The organism is Pseudomonas sp. DTU12.1, assembly GCF_009873475.1.
GTDB classification, from domain to species: Bacteria; Pseudomonadota; Gammaproteobacteria; order Pseudomonadales; family Pseudomonadaceae; genus Aquipseudomonas; species Aquipseudomonas proteolytica.
Genome location: NZ_CP045254.1, coordinates 1,547,059 through 1,567,920, shown reverse-complemented (window position 1 = coordinate 1,567,920; position 20,862 = coordinate 1,547,059). Strand labels below are relative to the sequence as shown.

The window sequence follows — 20,862 nt, the reverse complement described above, 5'->3', positions numbered from 1 at the left end:
TTGAGATAGCTGCGATTTGGCGACCAGATCGCCGAGGATTGTCTGAAGCTTCCGTCAGAAATGCCCCTGGAGCCACCCAGGGGCAGGTGTGCAGCGCGCTAGCGGTTGATCTGGATTTCCACGCGGCGGTTCAGGGCACGGCCGTCGGCGGTTTTGTTGTCCGCCAGCGGGTGGGTTTCACCAGCACCTGTCACCGACACAAAGTTGCTGCGGGGCACCCCGGAGCTGACCAGGTAGTCGGTCACCGAATGGGCGCGTTTTTCCGAGAGCTTCTGGTTGTACGCATCTTTACCGACGCTGTCGGTATGCCCGCTGACCCGCAGTTGGGCACTCGGCGCCTCCTGTTTCAGGCGTGCGGCGACGGTGTCGAGCTTGGTTTTATCAGCCGCCGTCAGCCGGGCCGAGTCGAACTCAAAGTGCACGTCACGAATCACGATGGTCTCTTCCTTGACCACCACCACTTCTTCGACGACTACCGCCTCGGGTACTGGCGGGCAGCCATTGGCATCGACCTGCACGCCTTTGGGGGTGCCCGGGCATTGGTCGCGGCTGTCGGGTACACCGTCGCCATCCTCATCACCGTCGCCATGGACCCAGCAATAGGCGCCGGCCATGCCGCCGATCAACAACGCACCACCGCCGGCCCATGACGAACTTTCGGTGGCGCCCAGCGCGGCACCGGTTACGCCGCCGAGGGCTGCACAGGTGGGCCAATCGGTTTTTTGCAAGCCTGCGCAACCTGTCAATACTCCGGTTAGCAGAACCAAGGGTAGAGCTGTCCGCATGATGCTCATTTGATTTCTCCTGAGGGGATCGGCCGCAAGCCGATGGGTGGAGTAAAGACCGCTCTTTTCATCCGCGCCAGCGCGCCACACCCCCGTATTCATTGGCCCACGCTGCTTTTTCCAGCCGACAGGCCGCCGCCCGCTCTAGGCCCGCGCGCTCAAGCAGGCTAGTCTTCACGGTTCTGATGTGAGGATCTTCGATGACCGCCGGTAATTCTTCCCGTACGCCGCAGCAATCACTCGCTGCCCTGCTTGATCGCCAAGCCCCCAAACGCCTGCTGGTATTGGGTGCCGGCCACTTCCCGGCGCTGGATGCGTTCAAGCAGGCCCACCCGGACACCGTGGTCTGCGTCGCAGGGCCCGGGCCATTGCCTGCCGACCTGGCGGCCCAGCGATTTGACCTGGCCCTGGTGGTCGACTGCCTGGAGCACCTGTCAAAACGTGCAGGGTTGGAGCTACTGGGCGGCGTGCGCAACCTCAATGCCAGCCGTATAGCCGTCCTCGCCGACCTGGCGGCCTGCGGCTGGAAAGACACTGATTTTTTCTCCCTGGCCCTGCAGACCAGCGAGCACTTTTGCCGCGACAATCAGGTACTGACGCTGTTTACCTACGATCTGCTTGAATACAAACAGGTACCGGACTGGCTGAACGCCCGGTTCTGGGCCAACCCGGAAAACTTTGGAAAGTACTGGTGGTAACCATGAGCACCTCCATTTGCCCTTGCGGCAGCGGCAACCTGCTGGATGCCTGCTGCGGCCATTATCACTCTGGCCACCCCGCACCCTGCGCCACGGCGTTGATGCGCTCACGCTACAGCGCCTATGTGCTGGGGTTGGTGGATTACCTGGTGGCGACTACGCTACCGGCACAACGCAGCGGCCTGGATCGTGAGGCTATCGGGGCCTGGAGCGCGCAAAGCACCTGGCTGGGCCTGGAGGTCGAAAGTTCCGAGGTGTTTGGTGGGCAGCCGGAACATGCCTTCGTCACCTTTACCGCGCGCTGGCATGACAGCACCGGCGAACATAGCCACCGGGAACAGTCGTCTTTCGTACAGAACGATGGGCACTGGTACTTTATTGACCCTACCGTGGAGGTGAAGGCGGGACGCAATGATGCCTGCCTGTGCGGCAGCGGGCAGAAGTTCAAGAAGTGCTGTTCCAGCTACCTGTAAGAATCCGCTTCTTTGTAGGAGCAAGCTTGCTCGCGAAGAAGGCAAGCGCACCGCATTTACCCAGACTGCCCTCGTCATCGTTGACGACCATCGCCGGCAAGCCGGCTCCTACAAAGGAATGCGTCATGGTCAGCCGATTACGAAGCTATAGCTATTTGTTGATGCTGGCCGTTGGGCTCTCGGGATGCACGTCCTGGTTCGCCGATGACACGCCGCCACCGCAGATCCACCTGGTCAAGGTGGAGTTGGTGCGCGCCAAGTTGCTGGAACAGAAATTCAAGCTGCACTTTCGTGTGGATAACCGCGGCGACTCGGACCTGACCGTGCGCGGCCTGATCTACAAGATCAGCCTGGCCGATGTGCAACTGACCGAAGGCGAGTCCAACGAATGGCTGACAATTGCGCCCCATGGCCGGGGATTTTTCAAAGTCACGGTGCGCACCAACCTGTGGCCGCAGGTGCGAGAAATCGCCGACCTGTTGAAAAACCCGGACCGGCCCATCCCCTATCGCCTGGAAGGTGAACTGAAAACCGGATTATTCATCGGTAACGACGTGCACGTGATGCGCAATGACGAGATAATCCCCGGCGATTTTATTCCGGAGCGACACCAATGACTCAGCAACCCCATGTCCATGGTCCTGACTGCAACCACGATCACGATCATCACGATCACGACCATGGTCATGTCCACGGCCCGAACTGCGGCCATGCCCACCAGGAACCCGTGCGCAATGCCCTGAAGGATGTGGGCCGCAACGACCCATGCCCATGCGGCAGCGCCAAGAAGTTCAAGAAGTGCCACGGCGCCTGATACGCCTTACGTAGGCGCAGGCTTGTCGGTCTTTACCAGCAAGCCGGCTCCTACGGTTCTATCGATAGACCCAAATATTTCATTGAATTTTCCCTAGTCGACCATTACCTATACCTACAGGCACATCATCGGGCGCCCTGCCCGTTCAAGCATCACCAATCCTGGAGAGCTTCATGATCGACCTGTATTACTGGACCACCCCCAACGGTCACAAGATTTCGTTGTTCCTGGAAGAAGCCGGCCTGCCCTACGAGGTGCACCCGATCAACATTGGCCAGGGCGACCAGTTCAAGCCAGACTTCCTGAAGATCGCGCCCAACAACCGCATTCCGGCGATTGTCGATCAGCAGCCGAGTGACGGTGGCGCACCGATTTCCCTGTTTGAATCCGGCGCCATCCTGCTGTACCTCGCGGAAAAAACCGGTCAGTTCCTGCCCAAGGACCTGCGCGCTCGCCAGGAAGTACTGCAATGGTTGTTCTGGCAAATGGGCGGCCTGGGCCCGATGGCCGGGCAGAATCACCATTTCAGCCAGTTCGCCCCGGAAAAGATCCCCTACGCCATCAAACGCTACGTCGATGAAACCGCGCGCCTCTATGGCGTGCTGGACCGGCGCCTGGCCGATCGCAGCTTCGTCGCCGGCGAGGCCTACAGCATTGCCGATATGGCGATCTACCCGTGGATTGTTTCCCACAAATGGCAGAGCCAGCGCCTGGAAGATTTCCCCCACCTGCATCGCTGGTTCAACCTGATCAAGGAACGCCCGGCGACGGTGCGGGCCTATGACTTGGTACAGAAGGTCAACCCGCCGAAATCCTGATCGTGCCCTGTAGGAACTGGCTACCCGGCGAAGATCGTCAACGAAAACGCCGGGGCCTGGATAAGCGTGGCGCCTGGTAGTTTTTCGCCGGCAAGCCGGCTCCTACAAGGGTTTGCGAGTGTTTGAAAAAATTAGCATCGCCTCCCGCTTGCGTCGGTTCGCCGCGCTCACTAACGTAGCGCCTTTACTGACGCTACCCCCCGCAGGAGCTTTGCCATGGCCTCGCCAGCCCTCTCACGCTTTCTTCCCCGGTTCGGCGTTGCCGCGGCAGTGGCCAGTGCCTTGGGCCTGGCCGGTTGCCAGTCACTGAACAGCCAGGACACTCTGCCTCCCGTTTCCGGCGTACAGCCGCTCAAGGGCCTGGCGCAAAATGTCTCCGTGCGGCGCAACAGCCAGGGTATGCCGCTGATCGAAAGCAACACCTTCCACGACGCACTGTTCACCCTCGGTTATGTGCACGCCAGCGATCGGATCAACCAGATGGTCACACTGCGCCTGCTGGCCCAGGGCCGCCTGGCAGAAATGTCCGGGCCGGATGTGCTGGATGTCGACCGTTTCATGCGCGCGGTAAACCTCAAGAAAAGCGCCAGCGAGCTATACAACGCCTCGTCACCGCGCCTCAAGCGCTTCTTCGAAGTGTATGCCCGCGGGGTCAATGCCTACCTGTTCCGCTACCGCGACAAGCTGCCGGCAGACCTGGCCCAGAGCGGCTACAAGCCCGAATACTGGAAGCCAGAGGATTCGGCGCTGCTGTTCTGCCTGCTCAATTTCAGTGAGTCGGCCAACCTGCAGGAAGAGTTGTCCGCCCTGGTGTTGGCGCAAAAAGTCGGCGCCGACAAACTCGCCTGGCTGACCCCAAGCTACCCGGACGAACCCCTGCCTGCGGCGGAAGCCGAGAAGCTCAAGGGCGTCAACCTCGGGCAGATTCCCGGCCTTGCCACGCTCACCAGCATCAACGAGCGCCTGGGCAGCCTCAACACCCTTGGGGTTTCCACCGCCAGCAACTGGGCCATCGCCCCGCAACGCAGCCGCAGTGGCCGCAGCCTGCTGGCGAACGACCTGTCGACGCCGATGCAGGCACCGTCCCTGTGGACGTTCGTACAAATCCGCGCACCGAAATACCAGGCGGCCGGGGTGTCGATTGCCGGGGTACCTACGCTGCTATCCGGCTTCAATGGCAAGGTGGCCTGGAGCATGAGCCAGGTCTCCGGCGATACCCAGGACCTGTTCCTGGAAAAGGTCAGACGCCAGGGCAGCGCGCTGTACTACGAGCACAATGGCAAATGGGTGCCGACCATCGTGCGTAACGAAACCTTCTTCGCCAAGGGCCAGCGGCCGATTCGCGAAACGGTGTACGAAACCCGCCACGGGCCGCTGCTCAACAGCGCCCAGTCGCTGACCAGCGGCTACGGCCTGGCCCTGCAAACCGCCGACTTCAAGGATGACAAGAGCCTGGATGCGTTTTTCGACCTGTCCCGGGCGCAGAACGTGGAAAAAGCCTCGGACGCCAGCCGTGAGATTCGTGCCATCCCCCTGAACATGGTGTTTGCCGACGCCAGCAATATTGGCTGGCAGGTCACCGGGCGCTTCCCCAACCGCCGCGAAGGCGAAGGCCTGCTGCCGTCGCCAGGCTGGGACGGGCGCTTTGACTGGGATGGCTACGCCGACGCGATGCTGCACCCCTATGACCAGGACCCGCCACAAGGTTGGGTCGGCACCGCCAACCAACGCACCGTGCCCCACGGCTATGGCATGCAACTGTCCAACTCCTGGGCCGTACCCGAACGCAGCGAACGCCTGGCGCAACTGGCCGGCAACGGCAAACACGACAGCCGTAGCGTGATTGCCATGCAGTACGACCAGACCACGCTGTTCGCTGCCAAGCTCAAAGGCATGTTCCAGGCACCGGGTATGGCCCTGCCACTGAAACAGGCGATCGATGCCCTGCCTGCCGCCGATCGGGCCAAGGCCCAGGAGGCCCTGGGCCGACTGATGGCGTTCGACGGGCGCCTGGCAGCCACGTCGAGCGATGCTGCGATCTACCAACTGTTCCTGCAAGAAAGCGCCAAGCAGATTTTCCTCGATGAACTGGACCCGGAAACCAGCGCCACCTGGAAAGCGTTTGTCAGCAACGCCAACCTGTCCTACGCCGCCCAGGCCGACCATCTGTTGGGACGTGAAGACAGCCCATTCTGGGACGACCTGCGCACGGCGCAAAAAGAAGACAAACCGGCGATCCTCGCCCGCAGCCTGGTCGCAGCAATCACCGCCGGCGACAGCTTGTTGGGTGCAGATCACAAGGCCTGGCAATGGGGCAAACTGCACAGCTACACCTGGAAAACCAGCAGTGGCCAAACCTTGCGTGGCCCGTTGGCGGCAGGTGGTGATCACACTACGTTGAACGCTGCGCCCTACAACTGGGGGCAGGATTTCGCCACCACCCAAGTCCAGGCCATGCGCATGATTGTGGATTTCGGTCAGGTAGAACCCATGATGGGCCAGGGCGGTATCGGCCAATCCGGCAACCCTGCCAGCCCGTACTATGCCAATGGCATCGATCCGTGGCTCAAGGCGCAGTACTTGAGCTTCCCGATGCAACCACAGAACTTTGACAAGGCGTACGGCAAGACCCGATTGACGCTGACCCCTGGGAAATAACCCGATGCAGGAGCTGGCATGCCAGCTCCTGCCATTGATGATCAGGCTGCACTGCAATGGTGCTGAAGCTATGTAGCGCCCGATATCGGGCTCTTGCCACGTTACCCTTCGCGTAATCCCACCTATTAAAAAGACCGTTCGGAACTATGGTGCAGAAATTGCTACTTGCGATTTGCCTGACCCCGTTCAGTAACAGTCCTAATCGCGCCACAAGCGCTTATCGTGGTTTCCAGGGATTACATAATGAAAAAAGCATTGCTGACCCTTTCTGCACTCGCTCTGTGCATGGCCGCCGGTACCGCCCTGGCCAAGGAATACAAAGAATTGCGTTTTGGTGTGGACCCTTCCTACGCGCCGTTTGAATCCAAGGCGGCCGACGGTAGCCTGGTGGGCTTCGATATCGACCTGGGCAACGCCATTTGTGCGGAGCTGAAGGTCAAGTGCAAGTGGGTAGAAAGCGACTTTGACGGCATGATCCCGGGCCTCAAAGCCAAGAAGTTCGACGGCGTGATTTCGTCGATGACCGTGACCCCGGCACGCGAGAAGGTTATCGACTTCTCCAGCGAGCTGTTTTCCGGCCCCACTTCCTACGTGTTCAAGAAAGGCGCCGGCCTGAGCGAAGATATTGCGTCGCTCAAAGGCAAGACCGTGGGTTATGAGCAAGGCACCATCCAGGAAGCCTATGCCAAGGCCGTGCTGGACAAAGCCGGGGTAAAAACCCAGGCCTACCAGAACCAGGACCAGGTGTATGCCGACCTGACCTCGGGCCGCCTTGATGCATCGATCCAGGACATGCTGCAAGCCGAGCTGGGCTTTTTGAAGTCGTCGCAAGGCGCGGACTACGAAGTCAGCAAGCCGGTAGACAGCGAAATGCTGCCCTCCAAGACCGCCGTGGGCATCGCAAAAGGTAACAAAGAGCTGAAAGCCCTCTTGGATAAAGGTATCAAAGCGTTACACGATGATGGCACCTACGCCACCATCCAGAAAAAACACTTTGGCGATCTGAACCTGTACAGCGGCAAGTAATGCTGCGGCGCCCACTCCGCCAAGGGGTGGGCGCACTATCGATGGCCAAGGGCATACCCCATGTTTGAAGACCTGCTGCAGACCCTCGGGCTTGGCGCGTTCAGCCTGCAAGGGTTTGGCCCGCTATTGCTGCAAGGCACCTGGATGACCATCAAGTTGTCGGTGCTGTCCCTGGCCGTCAGCGTCGTGCTGGGCCTGCTCGGGGCCAGCGCCAAGTTGTCGAGCGTGGCGCTGTTGCGCATCCCCGCCCAGCTCTACACCACCCTGATTCGCGGCGTGCCGGATCTGGTGCTGATGCTGCTGATTTTCTACAGCCTGCAAACCTGGCTGACCAGTTTCACCGACTACATGGAATGGGAATACATCGAGATCAACCCCTTCGGCGCCGGGGTGATTACCCTGGGTTTTATCTACGGTGCGTATTTCACCGAGACGTTCCGCGGTGCGATCCTCGCCGTGCCCCGCGGCCAGTTGGAGGCCGCCACGGCTTATGGCCTCTCACGCCGGCAGCGCTTTCGCTACGTGACCTTCCCGCAAATGATGCGCTTTGCCCTACCGGGTATCGGCAATAACTGGATGGTGATGCTCAAGGCCACGGCACTGGTGTCGATCATCGGCCTGGCCGACGTGGTCAAGGCCGCCCAGGATGCGGGCAAAAGCACCTATCAGTTGTTCTTTTTCCTGGTGGTCGCGGCCTTGATCTACCTGGCCATCACCAGCGCATCAAACTTCGTCCTGCGCAGGCTGGAAACCCGTTACGCGGCAGGTGTTCGGGAGGCGGTGCGATGATCGAACTCTTGCAGGAATACTGGCGCCCCTTCCTCTACAGCGACGGCAACCACATAACGGGCCTGGCCATGACGATGTGGTTGCTCACGGCTTCGCTCTGCATCGGTTTCGTGGTGTCGATCCCGTTATCCATCGCCCGCGTCTCGCCCAACCGCTGGGTGCGCTGGCCGGTGCAGTTTTACACCTACCTGTTTCGCGGCACACCGCTCTACATCCAGTTGCTGATTTGCTACACCGGCATCTACAGCCTGGCTGCCATTCGTGCCCAGCCGGTGCTGGATGCGTTTTTTCGCGACGCAATGAACTGCACCCTGCTTGCGTTTGCCCTCAACACCTGCGCCTACACCACGGAAATCTTCGCCGGGGCCATCCGCAGCATGGCCCACGGTGAGGTCGAGGCGGCGAAAGCTTATGGCCTGAGCGGCTGGAAACTGTATGCCTACGTGATCATGCCCTCGGCCCTGCGTCGTTCATTGCCGTACTACAGTAATGAAGTGATCCTGATGCTGCACTCGACGACGGTGGCCTTTACCGCGACGATCCCGGACATCCTCAAAGTGGCCCGGGACGCCAACTCGGCCACCTTCCTCACGTTCCAATCGTTTGGTATCGCTGCGCTGATCTACCTGACCGTGACGTTTGCCCTGGTCGGTCTGTTTCGTCTGGCGGAGCGTCGCTGGCTGGCCTTTCTCGGGCCTGGTCATTAAGGAGCCCCTATGCGGCAACAGATTCACCCCATCCTCGCACCGGTGCCCGGCACCGCACGGCAGATCCACAGCTTCCACTTCGGGCCAGAGCAGGCCGAAGGAAAAATCTATATCCAGGCCTCGCTGCACGCCGACGAGTTGCCCGGCATGCTGGTGGCCTGGCACTTGAAGGCACGCCTGGCGGAACTGGCCACTGCCGGCCGCCTGCGTAGCGAAATCGTGCTGGTGCCCGTCGCCAACCCGGTAGGCCTGGAACAGGTATTGATGGATATTCCCCTGGGCCGCTACGAACTGGAGAGCGGGCAGAACTTCAATCGTCTGTTTATCGACCTCAGTGAAGAGGTCGGCAATCAGGTCGAAGGCCTGCTGGGGGATGATCCACGGCTTAACGTCGCATTGATCCGCGAGAGCCTGCGCCAGGCTCTCGACCGCCATATACCCACCACGCAACTGCAATCCCAGCGCCTTGTGCTGCAACGCCTGGCCTGTGATGCCGATATGGTGCTGGACCTGCATTGCGACTTCGAAGCCGTCGCCCATCTGTACACCACACCCGAGGCCTGGCCCCAGGTCGAGCCGTTGGCCCGCTACATCGGCGCCGAAGCCAGCCTGCTGGCCACCGATTCCGGCGGGCAGTCCTTCGATGAGTGTTTCACCCTGCTCTGGTGGCAGTTGCAGCAACGGTTTGGCCAACGCTTCGCGATTCCCCTGGGCAGCTTTTCGGTGACCCTGGAGTTGCGCGGCCAGGGTGATGTCAATCACGGCCTGGCCAGCCTCGACTGTCAGGCGATCATCGACTACCTGATGCACTTTGGCGCCATCAGCGGCGAACCTGCGCCCCTACCCGGGTTGCCCTACCCCGCCACGCCGCTTGCCGCCGTCGAGCCGGTGACCACCCCCGTGGGCGGCCTGCTGGTGTTTCACGCGCTGCCAGGGGAATACCTCGAGGCCGGGCAGTTGGTCGCCGAAGTCATCGACCCCATTAACGACCGCGTCAGCCCCATCCATTGCCGGCACGCCGGCCTGCTGTATGCCCGGTCGCTGCGGCGCATGGCCACAGCCGGCATGGTGATTGCCCATGTCGCCGGACATACGCCCTATCGCAGTGGCTATTTACTATCGCCTTGAGGATGCACGCCCCATGTACAAATTGACCGTTGAAGGCCTGCATAAACGCTATGGCGACCATGAAGTGCTCAAAGGGGTTTCGCTAAAGGCCAAAAGCGGTGATGTGATCAGCCTGATCGGCGCCAGCGGTTCGGGGAAAAGCACCTTCCTGCGTTGCATCAATTTCCTTGAACAACCCAATGACGGTGCCATGAGCCTTGATGGCCAGCCGATCCGCATGGTCAGCGACCGCCATGGTATGCGCGTGGCCGACGAGGCCGAGTTACAGCGCCTGCGTACCCGCCTGGCGATGGTGTTCCAGCACTTCAACCTATGGAGCCATATGAGCGTGTTGGAGAACATCACCATGGCCCCCCGCAGGGTCTTGGGGTGTAGCAAAAAGGACGCCGAGGACCGCGCCAGGCGTTATCTGGACAAGGTTGGGCTGCCGGCACGGGTAGCGGACCAGTACCCGGCGTTCCTGTCGGGTGGCCAGCAGCAGCGGGTAGCTATCGCACGCGCCCTGGCGATGGAGCCGGAGGTGATGCTGTTCGACGAGCCAACGTCGGCCCTCGACCCGGAACTGGTCGGCGAAGTATTGAAGGTGATCCAGGGTTTGGCTGAAGAGGGGCGGACCATGATCATGGTGACCCATGAGATGAGTTTTGCGCGCAAGGTCTCGAGCCAGGTGCTGTTCTTGCATCAAGGCCTGGTGGAAGAAGAAGGCACCCCGCAAGAGGTGCTGGACCACCCGAAAAGCGCGCGACTGCAGCAGTTTTTGAGTGGCAACCTGAAATAAACAGCGCACAACGCTGAGGCCTGGCGAAAAGGTTGTTCAGACTCTGGCCTGGTTGTGGCGAGCGGGCTTGCCACAGTCCAGATAACTTCGCCGCATTTATCCAGGTGAACTGCGGTGTCAGGTTTCAGGGCTGCTGCGCAGCCCAGCGCGGGGCAAGCCCGCTCGCCACAGGTATCAAGCCACAGGCGCGGGTGGTGGCTCGTCCGGCAGAGTCGGTACGCCAGGTTCAGTAGGTTGTTCCGGGGTATCGGGGTCAGGCTGGCCAGGGATGCCGCCAGCGGCGGGGTCGGCCATCAAGGACCAGGCCAGAACACCAATCTGGTTGGGTTCAAGCCGGGCAAGTTCGGCGCTGATTCGCGGGTCGATCTTCATAGGGTACTCCTCAAGCGTGGCTCGGCGCGCTGTGCACGCGCCGAGGCAGTACACCCAATAGAGTGCCTGCCCGCTGACAAATTCCCTTGCTCTGTAAGACGTTTCTATCAGGTGCGTGGCAGAGTGACGCCGCGCTGGCCCTGGTACTTGCCGCCACGGTCCTTATAGGACACTTCGCACTCTTCATCGGATTCGAAGAACAGCATCTGCGCCACGCCTTCGTTGGCGTAGATCTTGGCGGGCAAGGTGGTGGTGTTGGAGAACTCCAGGGTCACGTGGCCTTCCCATTCCGGCTCGAGCGGCGTCACGTTGACGATGATGCCGCAGCGCGCGTAGGTGCTCTTGCCCAGGCAGATGGTCAGGACATTACGCGGGATGCGGAAAAACTCGACAGTGCGCGCCAGGGCGAAGGAGTTAGGCGGGATGATGCACACATCGCTCTTCACATCGACGAAGCTCTTTTCATCGAAGTTTTTCGGATCGACGGTGGCCGAGTTGATATTGGTGAACACCTTGAATTCATCGGCGCAACGCACATCGTAGCCGTAGCTGGAAACCCCGAACGAAATCAGGCGTTCGGCGCCCTCACCGCGCATCTGGCGCTCGACGAAGGGTTCGATCATGCCGTGCTCTTGCGCCATGCGGCGAATCCACTTGTCCGATTTGATGCTCATGGCGGGTGTCCTGAATAGCGAGGTGGAAAATTCTGTTGGGCATCTTACCGGGGCTGGCCTCGCGGTTCAAAGGACGCGGGGGTTTTTCTTGATTAAGTTGAGCCCGGTCACTGTCAGCCGTGCGGGGCGAGCCCTGCCCCGGAATCAAAGGGCGGCAGGCCTGTAAAAGGCACCGCCAGTCACGAAAATAGAGAAACCTTCGGAAATACCATTGGCACGTTCCGGAAAAAGGGTTAAGGTGGCGCCACTGTGCTGCTTGTGTCACTGAGAATCTCTACACGATATGTTGAATTTCGATCCAACCATCTCCAAGAATTTTTCCTGCTCTTTGCACTCAGTCTCGGCCAGGGCTTTTCCTGAGTCGCAGTTAACTTTGTCCAAGGAGATACACCATGTCTAATCGCCAAACTGGTACCGTTAAGTGGTTCAACGATGAAAAAGGCTTCGGCTTCATCACTCCACAATCCGGTGACGACCTGTTCGTTCACTTCAAAGCTATCCAATCCGACGGCTTCAAAAGCCTGAAAGAAGGCCAACAGGTTTCTTTCATCGCTACCCGCGGTCAGAAAGGCATGCAAGCTGAAGAAGTTCAAGTTATCTAACTTGTACTGACTCAGTCGAAAGAACCCCGCCCTTAAAAGCGGGGTTTTTTTATGCCCGCCATTCGGTCGTTATGGTCGAGCACAAAAAAATGTGGGAGCGGGCTTGCCCGCGAATGCAGTGGATCAGTCGGTACATCTGTCGACTGATACTGCGCATTCGCGAGCAAGCCCGCTCCCACATTGGCTCAAGCGTCGTTATTGAAACAACGACTCGCTCGACAGACCATTCTTCTCCAGAATCTCCCGCAAGCGCTTGAGACCCTCCACCTGGATCTGCCGCACCCGCTCACGGGTCAAGCCGATTTCCAGGCCTACATCTTCCAGGGTGCTGCTTTCATGGCCACGCAGGCCAAAGCGGCGAATCACCACCTCACGCTGCTTGTCCGTCAACTCTGAAAGCCATTGGTCGATACTCTGTGACAAGTCATCGTCCTGCAACAGCTCGCACGGATCCGTTGGCCGGTCATCCGTCAGGGTGTCCAGCAGGGTTTTATCCGAGTCCGGACCCAGCGAGACATCGACCGAAGACACACGCTCATTAAGACCCAGCATGCGCTTGACCTCTCCCACCGGTTTTTCCAGCAGGTTGGCGATCTCTTCAGGCGAAGGTTCATGATCAAGTTTCTGGGTGAGTTCACGTGCCGCCCGCAGGTACACGTTCAGCTCCTTGACGACATGAATCGGCAGCCGGATGGTCCGGGTCTGATTCATGATTGCACGCTCGATGGTCTGGCGAATCCACCACGTAGCGTAGGTCGAGAAGCGAAAACCGCGCTCTGGGTCGAACTTCTCCACAGCCCGGATCAGACCGAGGTTGCCTTCTTCGATCAGGTCCAACAGGGACAGCCCACGATTGACGTAGCGTCGGGCGATTTTCACCACCAGCCGCAGGTTGCTTTCAATCATGCGTTTGCGCCCAGCCGGATCACCCTTTTGCGACAGTCGCGCAAAATGGACTTCTTCTTCGGGAGTGAGCAAGGGGGAAAAGCCGATTTCATTGAGGTACAACTGGGTAGCATCAAGCGCCCGGGTGTAATCAATATACTTATGCTGTTTTAACGCTGTGGAGTTTTTGGACTTGGTACGAACTGAAGGTACAGCGGGTCCCTCATTCGACATCGATTCCGTAGCGATGCCGGTCTCCATAAGGAGAACCTCATCGTCGATGTCAAACTCCGGCGCTTCTTTACTGAGAGCCATTGTTATAGTCCTTTGGTGAGTTCGACCTCAAGCTCAAGCGACGCCTTTATCCTTGGCAACGCTGGAGCCTGTTCCTTCTACGTGAGGGAACAGGCTGACAACACATCAACGCCGGGGTAGGAATTGCAGTGGATCTACAGGTTTACCCTGGCGGCGAATCTCAAAGTGCAGTTTCACCCGGTCTGTACCAGTCGACCCCATTTCGGCAATTGTCTGTCCGACTTTGACCTGCTGCCCCTCCCGAACCAACAACCTGCGGTTATGACCGTAGGCACTGACGTAGGTATCGCTGTGTTTGATGATGACCAATTCGCCGTAGCCCCGTAAACCACTCCCGGCGTATACAACGGTCCCATCAGACGCAGCTAAAACAGGCTGTCCCAAATCCCCGGCGATATCAATGCCTTTATTCAAACTACCGTTTGAAGAGAATTTTCCAATCAGGATGCCATTTGAGGGCCATCCCCAACCGGTCGGCGCAGGTCCCGCAGGTGGCAACGGCGCGGGTGCCGGCTTGCTCGCAACCTTAGGCGCAACGGTGCCTGCAGGCCGGGTGAAGACCGTAGTCTTGCTGGAAGAAGAAGCCGAGGAACCGGATTTTGTCACAACTGCCGTGGATGCCGAACCCGTGCGTCCATCGAAACGGATGGTCTGCCCCGGATGGATCGTATAGGGCACAGGTATATTGTTACGCGCTGCGAGCGCCTTGTAGTCCCAGCCATAACGGAAGGCGATCGAGAACATCGTATCGCCCTTGCGCACCACGTATTGCCCGGTGGTCACCGTAGGCCGTTGCGGTGCTGCGCTATTGCGGTCGACAACCCGCGCGCCGCTACCTGTGCTGGAGCAGGCAGCCAGCAAGGAACTCAAGACAAGGCCAATCACCAGTCGCTGAAAGCTCGTTTTACTCATACGCTGCGCAATGACTGTGAGACTCACCCGCCGCTCCCTTTGTGGTGGCTGAAACATGAACGCCTGTATCAGGCTTGAAATATGTCGCAAGTATAACTGGCTGCCAGACTTTAACCGGCAACAAGGTAGAAACGAAAAATTCATCTCGTTTATAAACTACCCAACTTGATGTTGACTCAATGAACCCCGCTGTAAGACACATACCCAGCAATAGAATTCAGTGCGCCGTGACAAATGATCAGGCCAGCGGCCCATTAAGTAACGGAACGAAACGCACCGCTCCCAGGACATGCCGGGAAAAACCTTCTTCTTCGCGCACGATCAACATCAACTGCTGCACTTCGCCCGAGCCCACCGGTATCACCAGGCGCCCACCCGGTGCCAGTTGATCGAGGAGTGCCTGGGGCACATCGGTGGCGACGGCCGTCACGATGATGCCGTTGTAGGGCGCCAATGCCGGCCAGCCTTCCCAGCCATCCCCCCAGCGAAACACAACGTTGCGCAGGTTCAGCTCCACCAGGCGCTCCTTGGCCCGGTCCTGCAAGACCTTGATCCGCTCGACGGAAAACACCCGCTCGACCAATTGCGAGAGCACGGCCGTCTGGTACCCGGACCCCGTACCAATCTCCAGCACTTTGTCCAAAGGACCCGCAGCCAACAGCAACTCGCTCATCCGCGCCACCATATAGGGCTGGGAGATGGTCTGGTTGTGGCCAATGGGCAACGCGGTATCTTCGTAGGCACGATGGGCCAGCGCCTCATCGACAAACAGGTGGCGCGGTGTACGGCGGATGACTTCCAGCACCTGGGCGTTGGACAGACCCTCTTCGTAAAGCCGCTGGATCAAACGCTCACGGGTGCGCTGGGAAGTCATGCCGATGCCACGGCGCAACAGGTCGTCCTGTTCACGAGCCATCAGCGCAGCCCCTCCAACCAGGGATCGAGCCCACCGAAGGCATCATTGAATGTGCGATCAAGTTGTAACGGGGTAATCGAAACATAACCTTGCATCACCGCATGAAAGTCCGTGCCCGGTCCGCCATCCTCGGCGTCGCCCGCTGCGGCAATCCAGTAGCCTTCCCTGCCACGGGGATCGACCACTTTCAACGGTGCCGCCGCGCGCGCGCGATGGCCCAGGCGGGTCAACTGGATACCGCGAATATGGTCCAGGGGCAGATTGGGGATATTGACGTTGAGCACCGTACGCGGCGGTAGCACCAGCGTGCCGTGGGCCTCGACCAGCCTGCGCGCAAAATACGCAGCGGTCGCCAGGTTATCCACCTGCCGCGACGCCAGCGAAAAAGCGAAAGCCGTGCGCCCCAGGAAGCGCCCTTCAAGGGCCGCCGCCACAGTGCCGGAGTACAACACGTCATCGCCCAGGTTGGCGCCCAGGTTGATCCCGGAAACAACCAGGTCCGGCTCATCGGCCAGCAAGCTGTTGATCGCCAGGTGCACGCAATCGGTCGGCGTGCCATTGACGCTGATAAAGCCGTTGGCCAGCGTCTGCGGGTGCAAGGGACGGTCGAGCGTCAGCGAACTGCTGGCGCCGCTTTTGTCCTGGTCGGGGGCAACCACCACGCACTCGGCGTAATCCGCCAGCGCAGCATGAAGCGCGGCAAGGCCGGGTGCGGTGACCCCGTCGTCGTTAGATATCAGAATACGCATGGGCTGTCCGTCTGCCCCACCGGCACCAGATCAACAAGCTCGCGCACCAAGACAGTGGCGAAGCATCCGGCCGGCAGGACGAATTCCAATTGCAGAATGTCAGTCTCGGGATAATGCCACGTCAACCCGCCAATGGGCAGTCGCAGAATGCGACGTTCCTGGCTCATGCCGGCTTTGGCCAGCCAATCGCACAGGTCCGCCTCGCTCGCAGCAACCGCTTGTTCCAGTGCATGGGTGGCGCCAGTGGCGGGCGAATCGCCTTCACCCCATTGCGGGCCGGTGGGATGCAGGTCGAGGATCGCCAGGCGTGGATCGCAGCACTCCGCCTCCCCCGCCGGGAAAAAGCTGCGGCTATCGGTGAATGCCAGCAGGTCACCGACCTGGGCCCGCTGCCACGAACCATCGGCAACCCGTGCCGCCAACACTTTATTGAACACAAAACTGCGCGCCGTCGACAGCAGGCGCGAACGCACATTGCGCTGCTCCGGCAGCGCCTTGCGGGCCGCCCAGTCGCGGGCATCGACGACATTGCCGCCGTTGTGGCCAAAGCGCTGGGAGCCGAAATAATTGGGAATCCCGTGCTTGGCGATCAATTGCAGGCGCGCATCGATAGCAGCCTGGTCGCCCGCCAGTTGGGTCAGGCGCAGGGTAAAACCGTTGGCCGAATGTGCACCACGCTGCAACTTGCGTTTGTGGCGAGCGGTCTTGAGAATCTTCAGGGTGTCGTTTTGCGCCGCGCTCAAGTCGGGATCGGCCTTGCCCGGTAACTGCACGCTGAACCACTGGCGCGTCAGCGCCTGGCGATCCTTGAGGCCGGCATAGCTGACAGTGCGCAACGGCACACCGGCCGCCTTGGCAATGCGCCGCGCAGCCTCTTCAGTGTTCAGCCCGCGCTTTTCGACCCACAACCACAGGTGCTCACCCTCGCCAGTCAGCGGGATATCCAGCACTTCATCCACTTGAAAATCTTCGGCCGTGGCCTTGAGCACCGCACTGCCCAGTGCCTCGCCATAGGCCCTAGGGCCCAACAATTGCAGGTCGTTCATGCGCGCAACAACAAGGCGACGGAGTGCACCGCGATGCCCTCTTCACGACCCGTAAACCCGAGCTTTTCGGTAGTGGTGGCTTTCACGTTGACTTGATCCAGTTCTATTTGCAGGTCGGCGGCAATCACGGCGCGCATCGATTCGATATGCGGCGCCATCTTTGGCGCCTGGGCAACGATGGTGTTATCGACATTGCCGACCTTCCAGCCTTTGGCATGGATCAGGCCGACCACATGCCGCAGCAGCACGCGGCTGTCCGCGCCCTTGAAAGTGGGGTCGGTGTCCGGAAAGTGTTTGCCGATATCCCCCAACGCCGCTGCGCCGAGCAAGGCATCGCTCAAGGCATGCAGCACAACGTCGCCGTCGGAATGAGCCAGCAACCCATGGTGGTGCGCAATGCGCACGCCGCCCAGGGTGATGAAGTCGCCTTCGGCGAAACGGTGCACATCATAGCCGTGGCCAATACGCATAAAAAAACGCCCCGATTTAATTCAGGGCGTGATTCTACCTACTTTTGCCGGACATTAACCGAGCAAAGCACGTCCATGATGACGCAAGTGGTCCTCGATGAAGCTGGCGATAAAGAAGTAGCTGTGGTCATAGCCCGGTTGCAGGCGCAGCTCCAGCGGATGGCCCGCCGCCTTGGCAGCCTGCAACAAGGCCTCGGGCTTGAGTTGGGTGGCCAGGAAGTCGTCGCGATCGCCCTGATCCACCAGCAATGGCAGCTTTTGCGAGGCTTCGCTGATCAGCACGCAGGCGTCCCATTCGCGCCACTTGGAGCGCTCTTCCCCCAGGTAGCGAGAAAAGGCTTTTTGGCCCCAAGGGCAATCCATCGGATTATTGATGGGCGAAAAGGCCGACACCGACTGATAGCGCCCCGGGTTGCGCAAGGCACACACCAACGCACCGTGCCCGCCCATGGAGTGGCCACTGATGCCGCGCTTGTCGCAAGCCGGGAAATGCGCTTCAACCAACGCCGGCAATTCCTGCACGACATAGTCGTGCATCCGATAATGCTTGCTCCAAGGTTCCTGCGTGGCATTCAGGTAGAACCCGGCCCCTAGGCCAAAGTCCCAGGCGTTGTCCGGATCACCCGGTACACCCGGCCCACGAGGGCTGGTATCCGGCGCGACGATGATCATTCCCAGCTCGGCCGCCACACGATGCGCGCCAGCCTTCTGCATGAAGTTTTCATCGGTACAGGTCAGCCCCGACAGCCAGTACAACACCGGCAGCTTGCCGCCCTGCTCCGCCTGGGGCGGCAGGTAGACGGCGAAGGTCATGTCGCAGTCCAGCACCTCGGAATGATGCTTGTAACGCTTGTGCCAGCCGCCGAAGCTCTTCTGGCATGACAGGTTTTCCAGACTCATGGCCGACCTCAGAAATGGATGACGGTGCGAATGCTCTTGCCTTCATGCATCAGGTCGAAAGCCTTGTTGATATCTTCCAGGCCCATGGTGTGGGTGATGAAGGTATCCAGGGGGATTTCGCCGGTCTGGGCCATTTCCACGTAGCTTGGCAACTCGCTGCGGCCACGCACGCCACCGAATGCCGAACCGCGCCAGACGCGGCCGGTCACCAGTTGGAACGGACGGGTGGCAATTTCCTGACCGGCACCGGCGACACCGATGATCACCGACTCGCCCCAGCCTTTGTGGCAGCACTCAAGCGCTGCGCGCATCAGTTGCACATTGCCAATGCACTCGAAGGAAAAGTCCACGCCGCCGTCGGTCAAATCGACAATCACATCCTGAATCGGGCGGTCGTAGTCTTTCGGGTTGATGCAATCGGTGGCGCCCAGTTGCTTGGCAATCTCGAACTTGGCCGGGTTGATATCGATGGCGATGATACGACCGGCCTTGGCTTTCACCGCGCCGATCACAGCCGACAAGCCAATCCCGCCCAGGCCGAAGATGGCGACGGTATCGCCTGGCTTGACCTTGGCGGTATTGATCACCGCACCGATGCCGGTGGTGACGCCACAACCCAGCAGGCAGACTTTTTCCAGCGGGGCTTCTTTAGGAATCTTGGCCACGGAGATTTCCGGCAGCACGGTGTACTCGGAAAAGGTCGAAGTCCCCATGTAGTGGAAAATCGGCTGACCCTTGTAGGAAAAACGCGTGGTGCCGTCCGGCATCAGACCTTTGCCCTGGGTTGCGCGGATGGCCTGGCACAGGTTGGTCTTGCCCGACAGGCAGAATTTGCACTTGCCACATTCCGGGGTGTACAGCGGGATCACGTGGTCGCCCACCGCTACCGAGGTCACACCCTCGCCAATGGCTTCGACCACTGCGCCGCCTTCGTGGCCCAGGATCGACGGGAAAATACCTTCAGGATCGGCGCCCGACAGGGTGTAGGCATCGGTATGGCAAACCCCGGAAGCGACCACACGCAGCAGGACTTCGCCAGCCTTGGGCATGGCCACATCCACTTCCACGATCTCCAGCGGTTTCTTGGCTTCAAAGGCGACAGCGGCGCGTGACTTGATCATCCGGGTTTCTCCAGGGGCTTGAAAAGTGAGACGGGCAGTGTAAAACATGGCCCACTGATTAATAATCCAGGCAAAAGCAAAACATTATTGCCATACAGGGACAATCTGCATGCTGGAGAACCGCTGGGAAGGCATCGATGAATTCGTCGCCGTGGCCGAATGCAGCCAGTTCACCGCCGCCGCCGAGCGCCTTGGCGTGTCCTCGTCCCATATCAGCCGCCAGGTGGCACGCCTGGAGGAGCGCCTGCAAACCCGCTTGCTCTATCGCAGTACCCGGCGGGTGACGCTGACCGAGGCCGGCCAGACCTTCCTCCAGCATTGCCAGCGCCTGCAAGACGGGCGCGAAGAAGCCTTGCGCGCCGTGGGCGACCTGACCAGCGAGCCCAAGGGCATGTTGCGCATGACCTGCGCGGTGGCCTATGGCGAACGTTTTATCGTGCCACTGGTTACACGCTTCATGGGGCTGTATCCGCAATTGCGGGTGGATATCGAACTGAGCAACCGCCCGCTCGACCTGGTGCATGAAGGCCTGGACCTGGCGATTCGCCTGGGGCGCCTGCAGGACTCGCGAATGGTCGCCAGCCGCCTGGCACCCCGGCGCATGTATCTGTGCGCGTCGCCGTCGTACCTGGAAAGGTATGGACGCCCACATAGCTTGTCGGAACTGAGCCGGCATAACTGCCTGATCGGCAGCTCGGATATTTGGCAATTGGCCCAGGATGGACGCGAATTCTCCCAAAGGGTGCAGGGAAACTGGCGCTGCAACAGTGGGCAGGCAGTGCTGGATGCGGCGTTGCAGGGGGTGGGGTTGTGTCAGTTGCCGGATTATTACGTGCTGGAGCACTTGCACAGCGGGGCGCTGGTTTCACTGCTTGAGGCCCATCAACCGCCGAATACCGCAGTGTGGGCGCTGTATCCGCAGCAGCGGCATTTGTCGCCGAAGGTGCGCAAGTTGGTGGATTACCTGAAGGAAGGGCTGGCTGGGCGGCCGGAGTATGGCGGGTGATCTGGAGTGTCAAACCCGGCCTCATCGCAGCATAGGTATCTACACAACTTTCAGAAACTGACGAACTCCCCCGTGGCGAGCGGGCTTGCCCCGCGCTGGGCTGCGAAGCAGCCCTAAAACCAGCCGCTACGGAGTATCTGATACACCGCATACGGCTTACTGGGGCTGCTTCGCAGCCCAGCGCGGGGCAAGCCCGCTCGCCACAACTGCGCTATCTGCC

Annotated in this window: 24 protein-coding genes; 13 read left to right on the top strand and 11 right to left on the bottom strand. The window is 60.1% G+C overall.

The genetic code is table 11. The annotated features are described in order from the left end of the window. Positions 1-98 precede the first annotated feature (98 nt). A complete protein-coding gene (locus tag GDV60_RS06905; RefSeq protein ID WP_159906685.1) occupies positions 99-794 on the bottom strand; it encodes an OmpA family protein in 696 nt (231 codons plus the stop codon). Between the two features lie 191 nt (positions 795-985). On the opposite strand from GDV60_RS06905, the gene GDV60_RS06900 reads away from it, so the two are divergent. From GDV60_RS06900 to GDV60_RS06850, 11 genes are all read left to right on the top strand, one after another. Further along, entirely contained in the window at positions 986-1,483 is a 498-nt protein-coding gene (locus GDV60_RS06900) for a DUF6231 family protein (RefSeq protein WP_029297160.1), read from the top strand. A 2-nt stretch (positions 1,484-1,485) separates the two neighbouring features. After that, complete coding sequence (locus GDV60_RS06895; protein WP_070995755.1) at positions 1,486-1,956, top strand: YchJ family protein; 471 nt, start codon at positions 1,486-1,488, stop codon at positions 1,954-1,956. A gap of 125 nt (positions 1,957-2,081) precedes the next feature. Then, a complete protein-coding gene (locus tag GDV60_RS06890; RefSeq protein WP_159906683.1) occupies positions 2,082-2,573 on the top strand; it encodes an LEA type 2 family protein in 492 nt (163 codons plus the stop codon). Further along, on the top strand, positions 2,570-2,770 hold the full coding sequence (locus GDV60_RS06885; protein ID WP_026136698.1) for an SEC-C metal-binding domain-containing protein: 201 nt from the start codon (positions 2,570-2,572) through the stop codon (positions 2,768-2,770). The genes GDV60_RS06890 and GDV60_RS06885 overlap by 4 nt, the downstream gene beginning before the upstream one ends. A 173-nt stretch (positions 2,771-2,943) precedes the next feature. Next, positions 2,944-3,588, top strand: coding sequence for a glutathione S-transferase N-terminal domain-containing protein (locus GDV60_RS06880; protein ID WP_070995754.1), 645 nt, complete (start codon positions 2,944-2,946; stop codon positions 3,586-3,588). Between the two features lie 216 nt (positions 3,589-3,804). Then, the gene (locus tag GDV60_RS06875) at positions 3,805-6,246 is read left to right on the top strand and encodes a penicillin acylase family protein (protein WP_159906681.1); all 2,442 of its coding nucleotides are present in this window, start codon (positions 3,805-3,807) and stop codon (positions 6,244-6,246) included. A gap of 243 nt (positions 6,247-6,489) precedes the next feature. Then, positions 6,490-7,272 (top strand): transporter substrate-binding domain-containing protein, encoded by a 783-nt coding sequence (locus tag GDV60_RS06870; RefSeq protein ID WP_159906679.1) that lies wholly within the window; start codon positions 6,490-6,492, stop codon positions 7,270-7,272. A gap of 60 nt (positions 7,273-7,332) precedes the next feature. Beyond that, on the top strand, positions 7,333-8,061 hold the full coding sequence (locus GDV60_RS06865; RefSeq protein ID WP_092234039.1) for an ABC transporter permease: 729 nt from the start codon (positions 7,333-7,335) through the stop codon (positions 8,059-8,061). Further along, the gene (locus tag GDV60_RS06860; RefSeq protein ID WP_029297172.1) at positions 8,058-8,768 is read left to right on the top strand and encodes an ABC transporter permease; all 711 of its coding nucleotides are present in this window, start codon (positions 8,058-8,060) and stop codon (positions 8,766-8,768) included. The genes GDV60_RS06865 and GDV60_RS06860 overlap by 4 nt, the downstream gene beginning before the upstream one ends. Positions 8,769-8,777: 9 nt before the next feature. Further along, complete coding sequence (locus GDV60_RS06855) at positions 8,778-9,896, top strand: succinylglutamate desuccinylase/aspartoacylase family protein (RefSeq protein WP_159906677.1); 1,119 nt, start codon at positions 8,778-8,780, stop codon at positions 9,894-9,896. A 13-nt stretch (positions 9,897-9,909) separates the two neighbouring features. Next, positions 9,910-10,674, top strand: a complete 765-nt coding sequence (locus GDV60_RS06850; protein ID WP_133714113.1) for an ABC transporter ATP-binding protein — start codon at positions 9,910-9,912, stop codon at positions 10,672-10,674. A 174-nt stretch (positions 10,675-10,848) separates the two neighbouring features. Here the strand turns inward: GDV60_RS06850 and GDV60_RS06845 are convergent, their stop codons facing one another. Both GDV60_RS06845 and dcd read right to left on the bottom strand, forming a co-directional pair. After that, positions 10,849-11,046, bottom strand: coding sequence for a hypothetical protein (locus tag GDV60_RS06845; protein WP_029297182.1), 198 nt, complete (start codon positions 11,044-11,046; stop codon positions 10,849-10,851). Positions 11,047-11,153: 107 nt separating this feature from the next. Beyond that, on the bottom strand, positions 11,154-11,720 hold the full coding sequence (gene dcd, locus GDV60_RS06840) for a dCTP deaminase (RefSeq protein ID WP_003219273.1): 567 nt from the start codon (positions 11,718-11,720) through the stop codon (positions 11,154-11,156). 392 nt (positions 11,721-12,112) lie between these two features. On the opposite strand from dcd, the gene GDV60_RS06835 reads away from it, so the two are divergent. After that, positions 12,113-12,322, top strand: coding sequence for a cold-shock protein (locus GDV60_RS06835; protein WP_002554837.1), 210 nt, complete (start codon positions 12,113-12,115; stop codon positions 12,320-12,322). 195 nt (positions 12,323-12,517) lie between these two features. Here GDV60_RS06835 and rpoS read toward each other — a convergent pair whose 3' ends face one another. From rpoS to GDV60_RS06795, 8 genes are all read right to left on the bottom strand, one after another. After that, complete coding sequence (rpoS, locus tag GDV60_RS06830; RefSeq protein ID WP_025855149.1) at positions 12,518-13,522, bottom strand: RNA polymerase sigma factor RpoS; 1,005 nt, start codon at positions 13,520-13,522, stop codon at positions 12,518-12,520. Between the two features lie 105 nt (positions 13,523-13,627). Further along, positions 13,628-14,461, bottom strand: a complete 834-nt coding sequence (locus GDV60_RS06825) for a peptidoglycan DD-metalloendopeptidase family protein (protein WP_159906675.1) — start codon at positions 14,459-14,461, stop codon at positions 13,628-13,630. A gap of 211 nt (positions 14,462-14,672) precedes the next feature. Then, positions 14,673-15,308: a protein-L-isoaspartate(D-aspartate) O-methyltransferase gene (locus GDV60_RS06820; protein WP_169865481.1), complete on the bottom strand. Its 636-nt coding sequence runs from the start codon at positions 15,306-15,308 to the stop codon at positions 14,673-14,675. A gap of 41 nt (positions 15,309-15,349) precedes the next feature. Then, a complete protein-coding gene (surE, locus tag GDV60_RS06815; protein WP_092234024.1) occupies positions 15,350-16,099 on the bottom strand; it encodes a 5'/3'-nucleotidase SurE in 750 nt (249 codons plus the stop codon). Then, positions 16,087-17,145: a tRNA pseudouridine(13) synthase TruD gene (truD, locus tag GDV60_RS06810; protein WP_159906673.1), complete on the bottom strand. Its 1,059-nt coding sequence runs from the start codon at positions 17,143-17,145 to the stop codon at positions 16,087-16,089. Before truD ends, surE begins: the two co-directional genes overlap by 13 nt. After that, positions 17,142-17,615, bottom strand: coding sequence for a 2-C-methyl-D-erythritol 2,4-cyclodiphosphate synthase (ispF, locus tag GDV60_RS06805; RefSeq protein WP_029297241.1), 474 nt, complete (start codon positions 17,613-17,615; stop codon positions 17,142-17,144). The genes truD and ispF overlap by 4 nt, the downstream gene beginning before the upstream one ends. 54 nt (positions 17,616-17,669) lie before the next feature. Further along, the gene (gene fghA / locus GDV60_RS06800; protein ID WP_029297243.1) at positions 17,670-18,515 is read right to left on the bottom strand and encodes an S-formylglutathione hydrolase; all 846 of its coding nucleotides are present in this window, start codon (positions 18,513-18,515) and stop codon (positions 17,670-17,672) included. 8 nt (positions 18,516-18,523) lie between these two features. Next, entirely contained in the window at positions 18,524-19,636 is a 1,113-nt protein-coding gene (locus tag GDV60_RS06795) for an S-(hydroxymethyl)glutathione dehydrogenase/class III alcohol dehydrogenase (protein ID WP_029297245.1), read from the bottom strand. 109 nt (positions 19,637-19,745) lie between these two features. Here GDV60_RS06795 and GDV60_RS06790 point away from each other — a divergent pair, with 109 nt between their 5' ends. Further along, on the top strand, positions 19,746-20,642 hold the full coding sequence (locus tag GDV60_RS06790) for a LysR substrate-binding domain-containing protein (protein WP_070995747.1): 897 nt from the start codon (positions 19,746-19,748) through the stop codon (positions 20,640-20,642). Positions 20,643-20,862 lie beyond the last annotated feature (220 nt).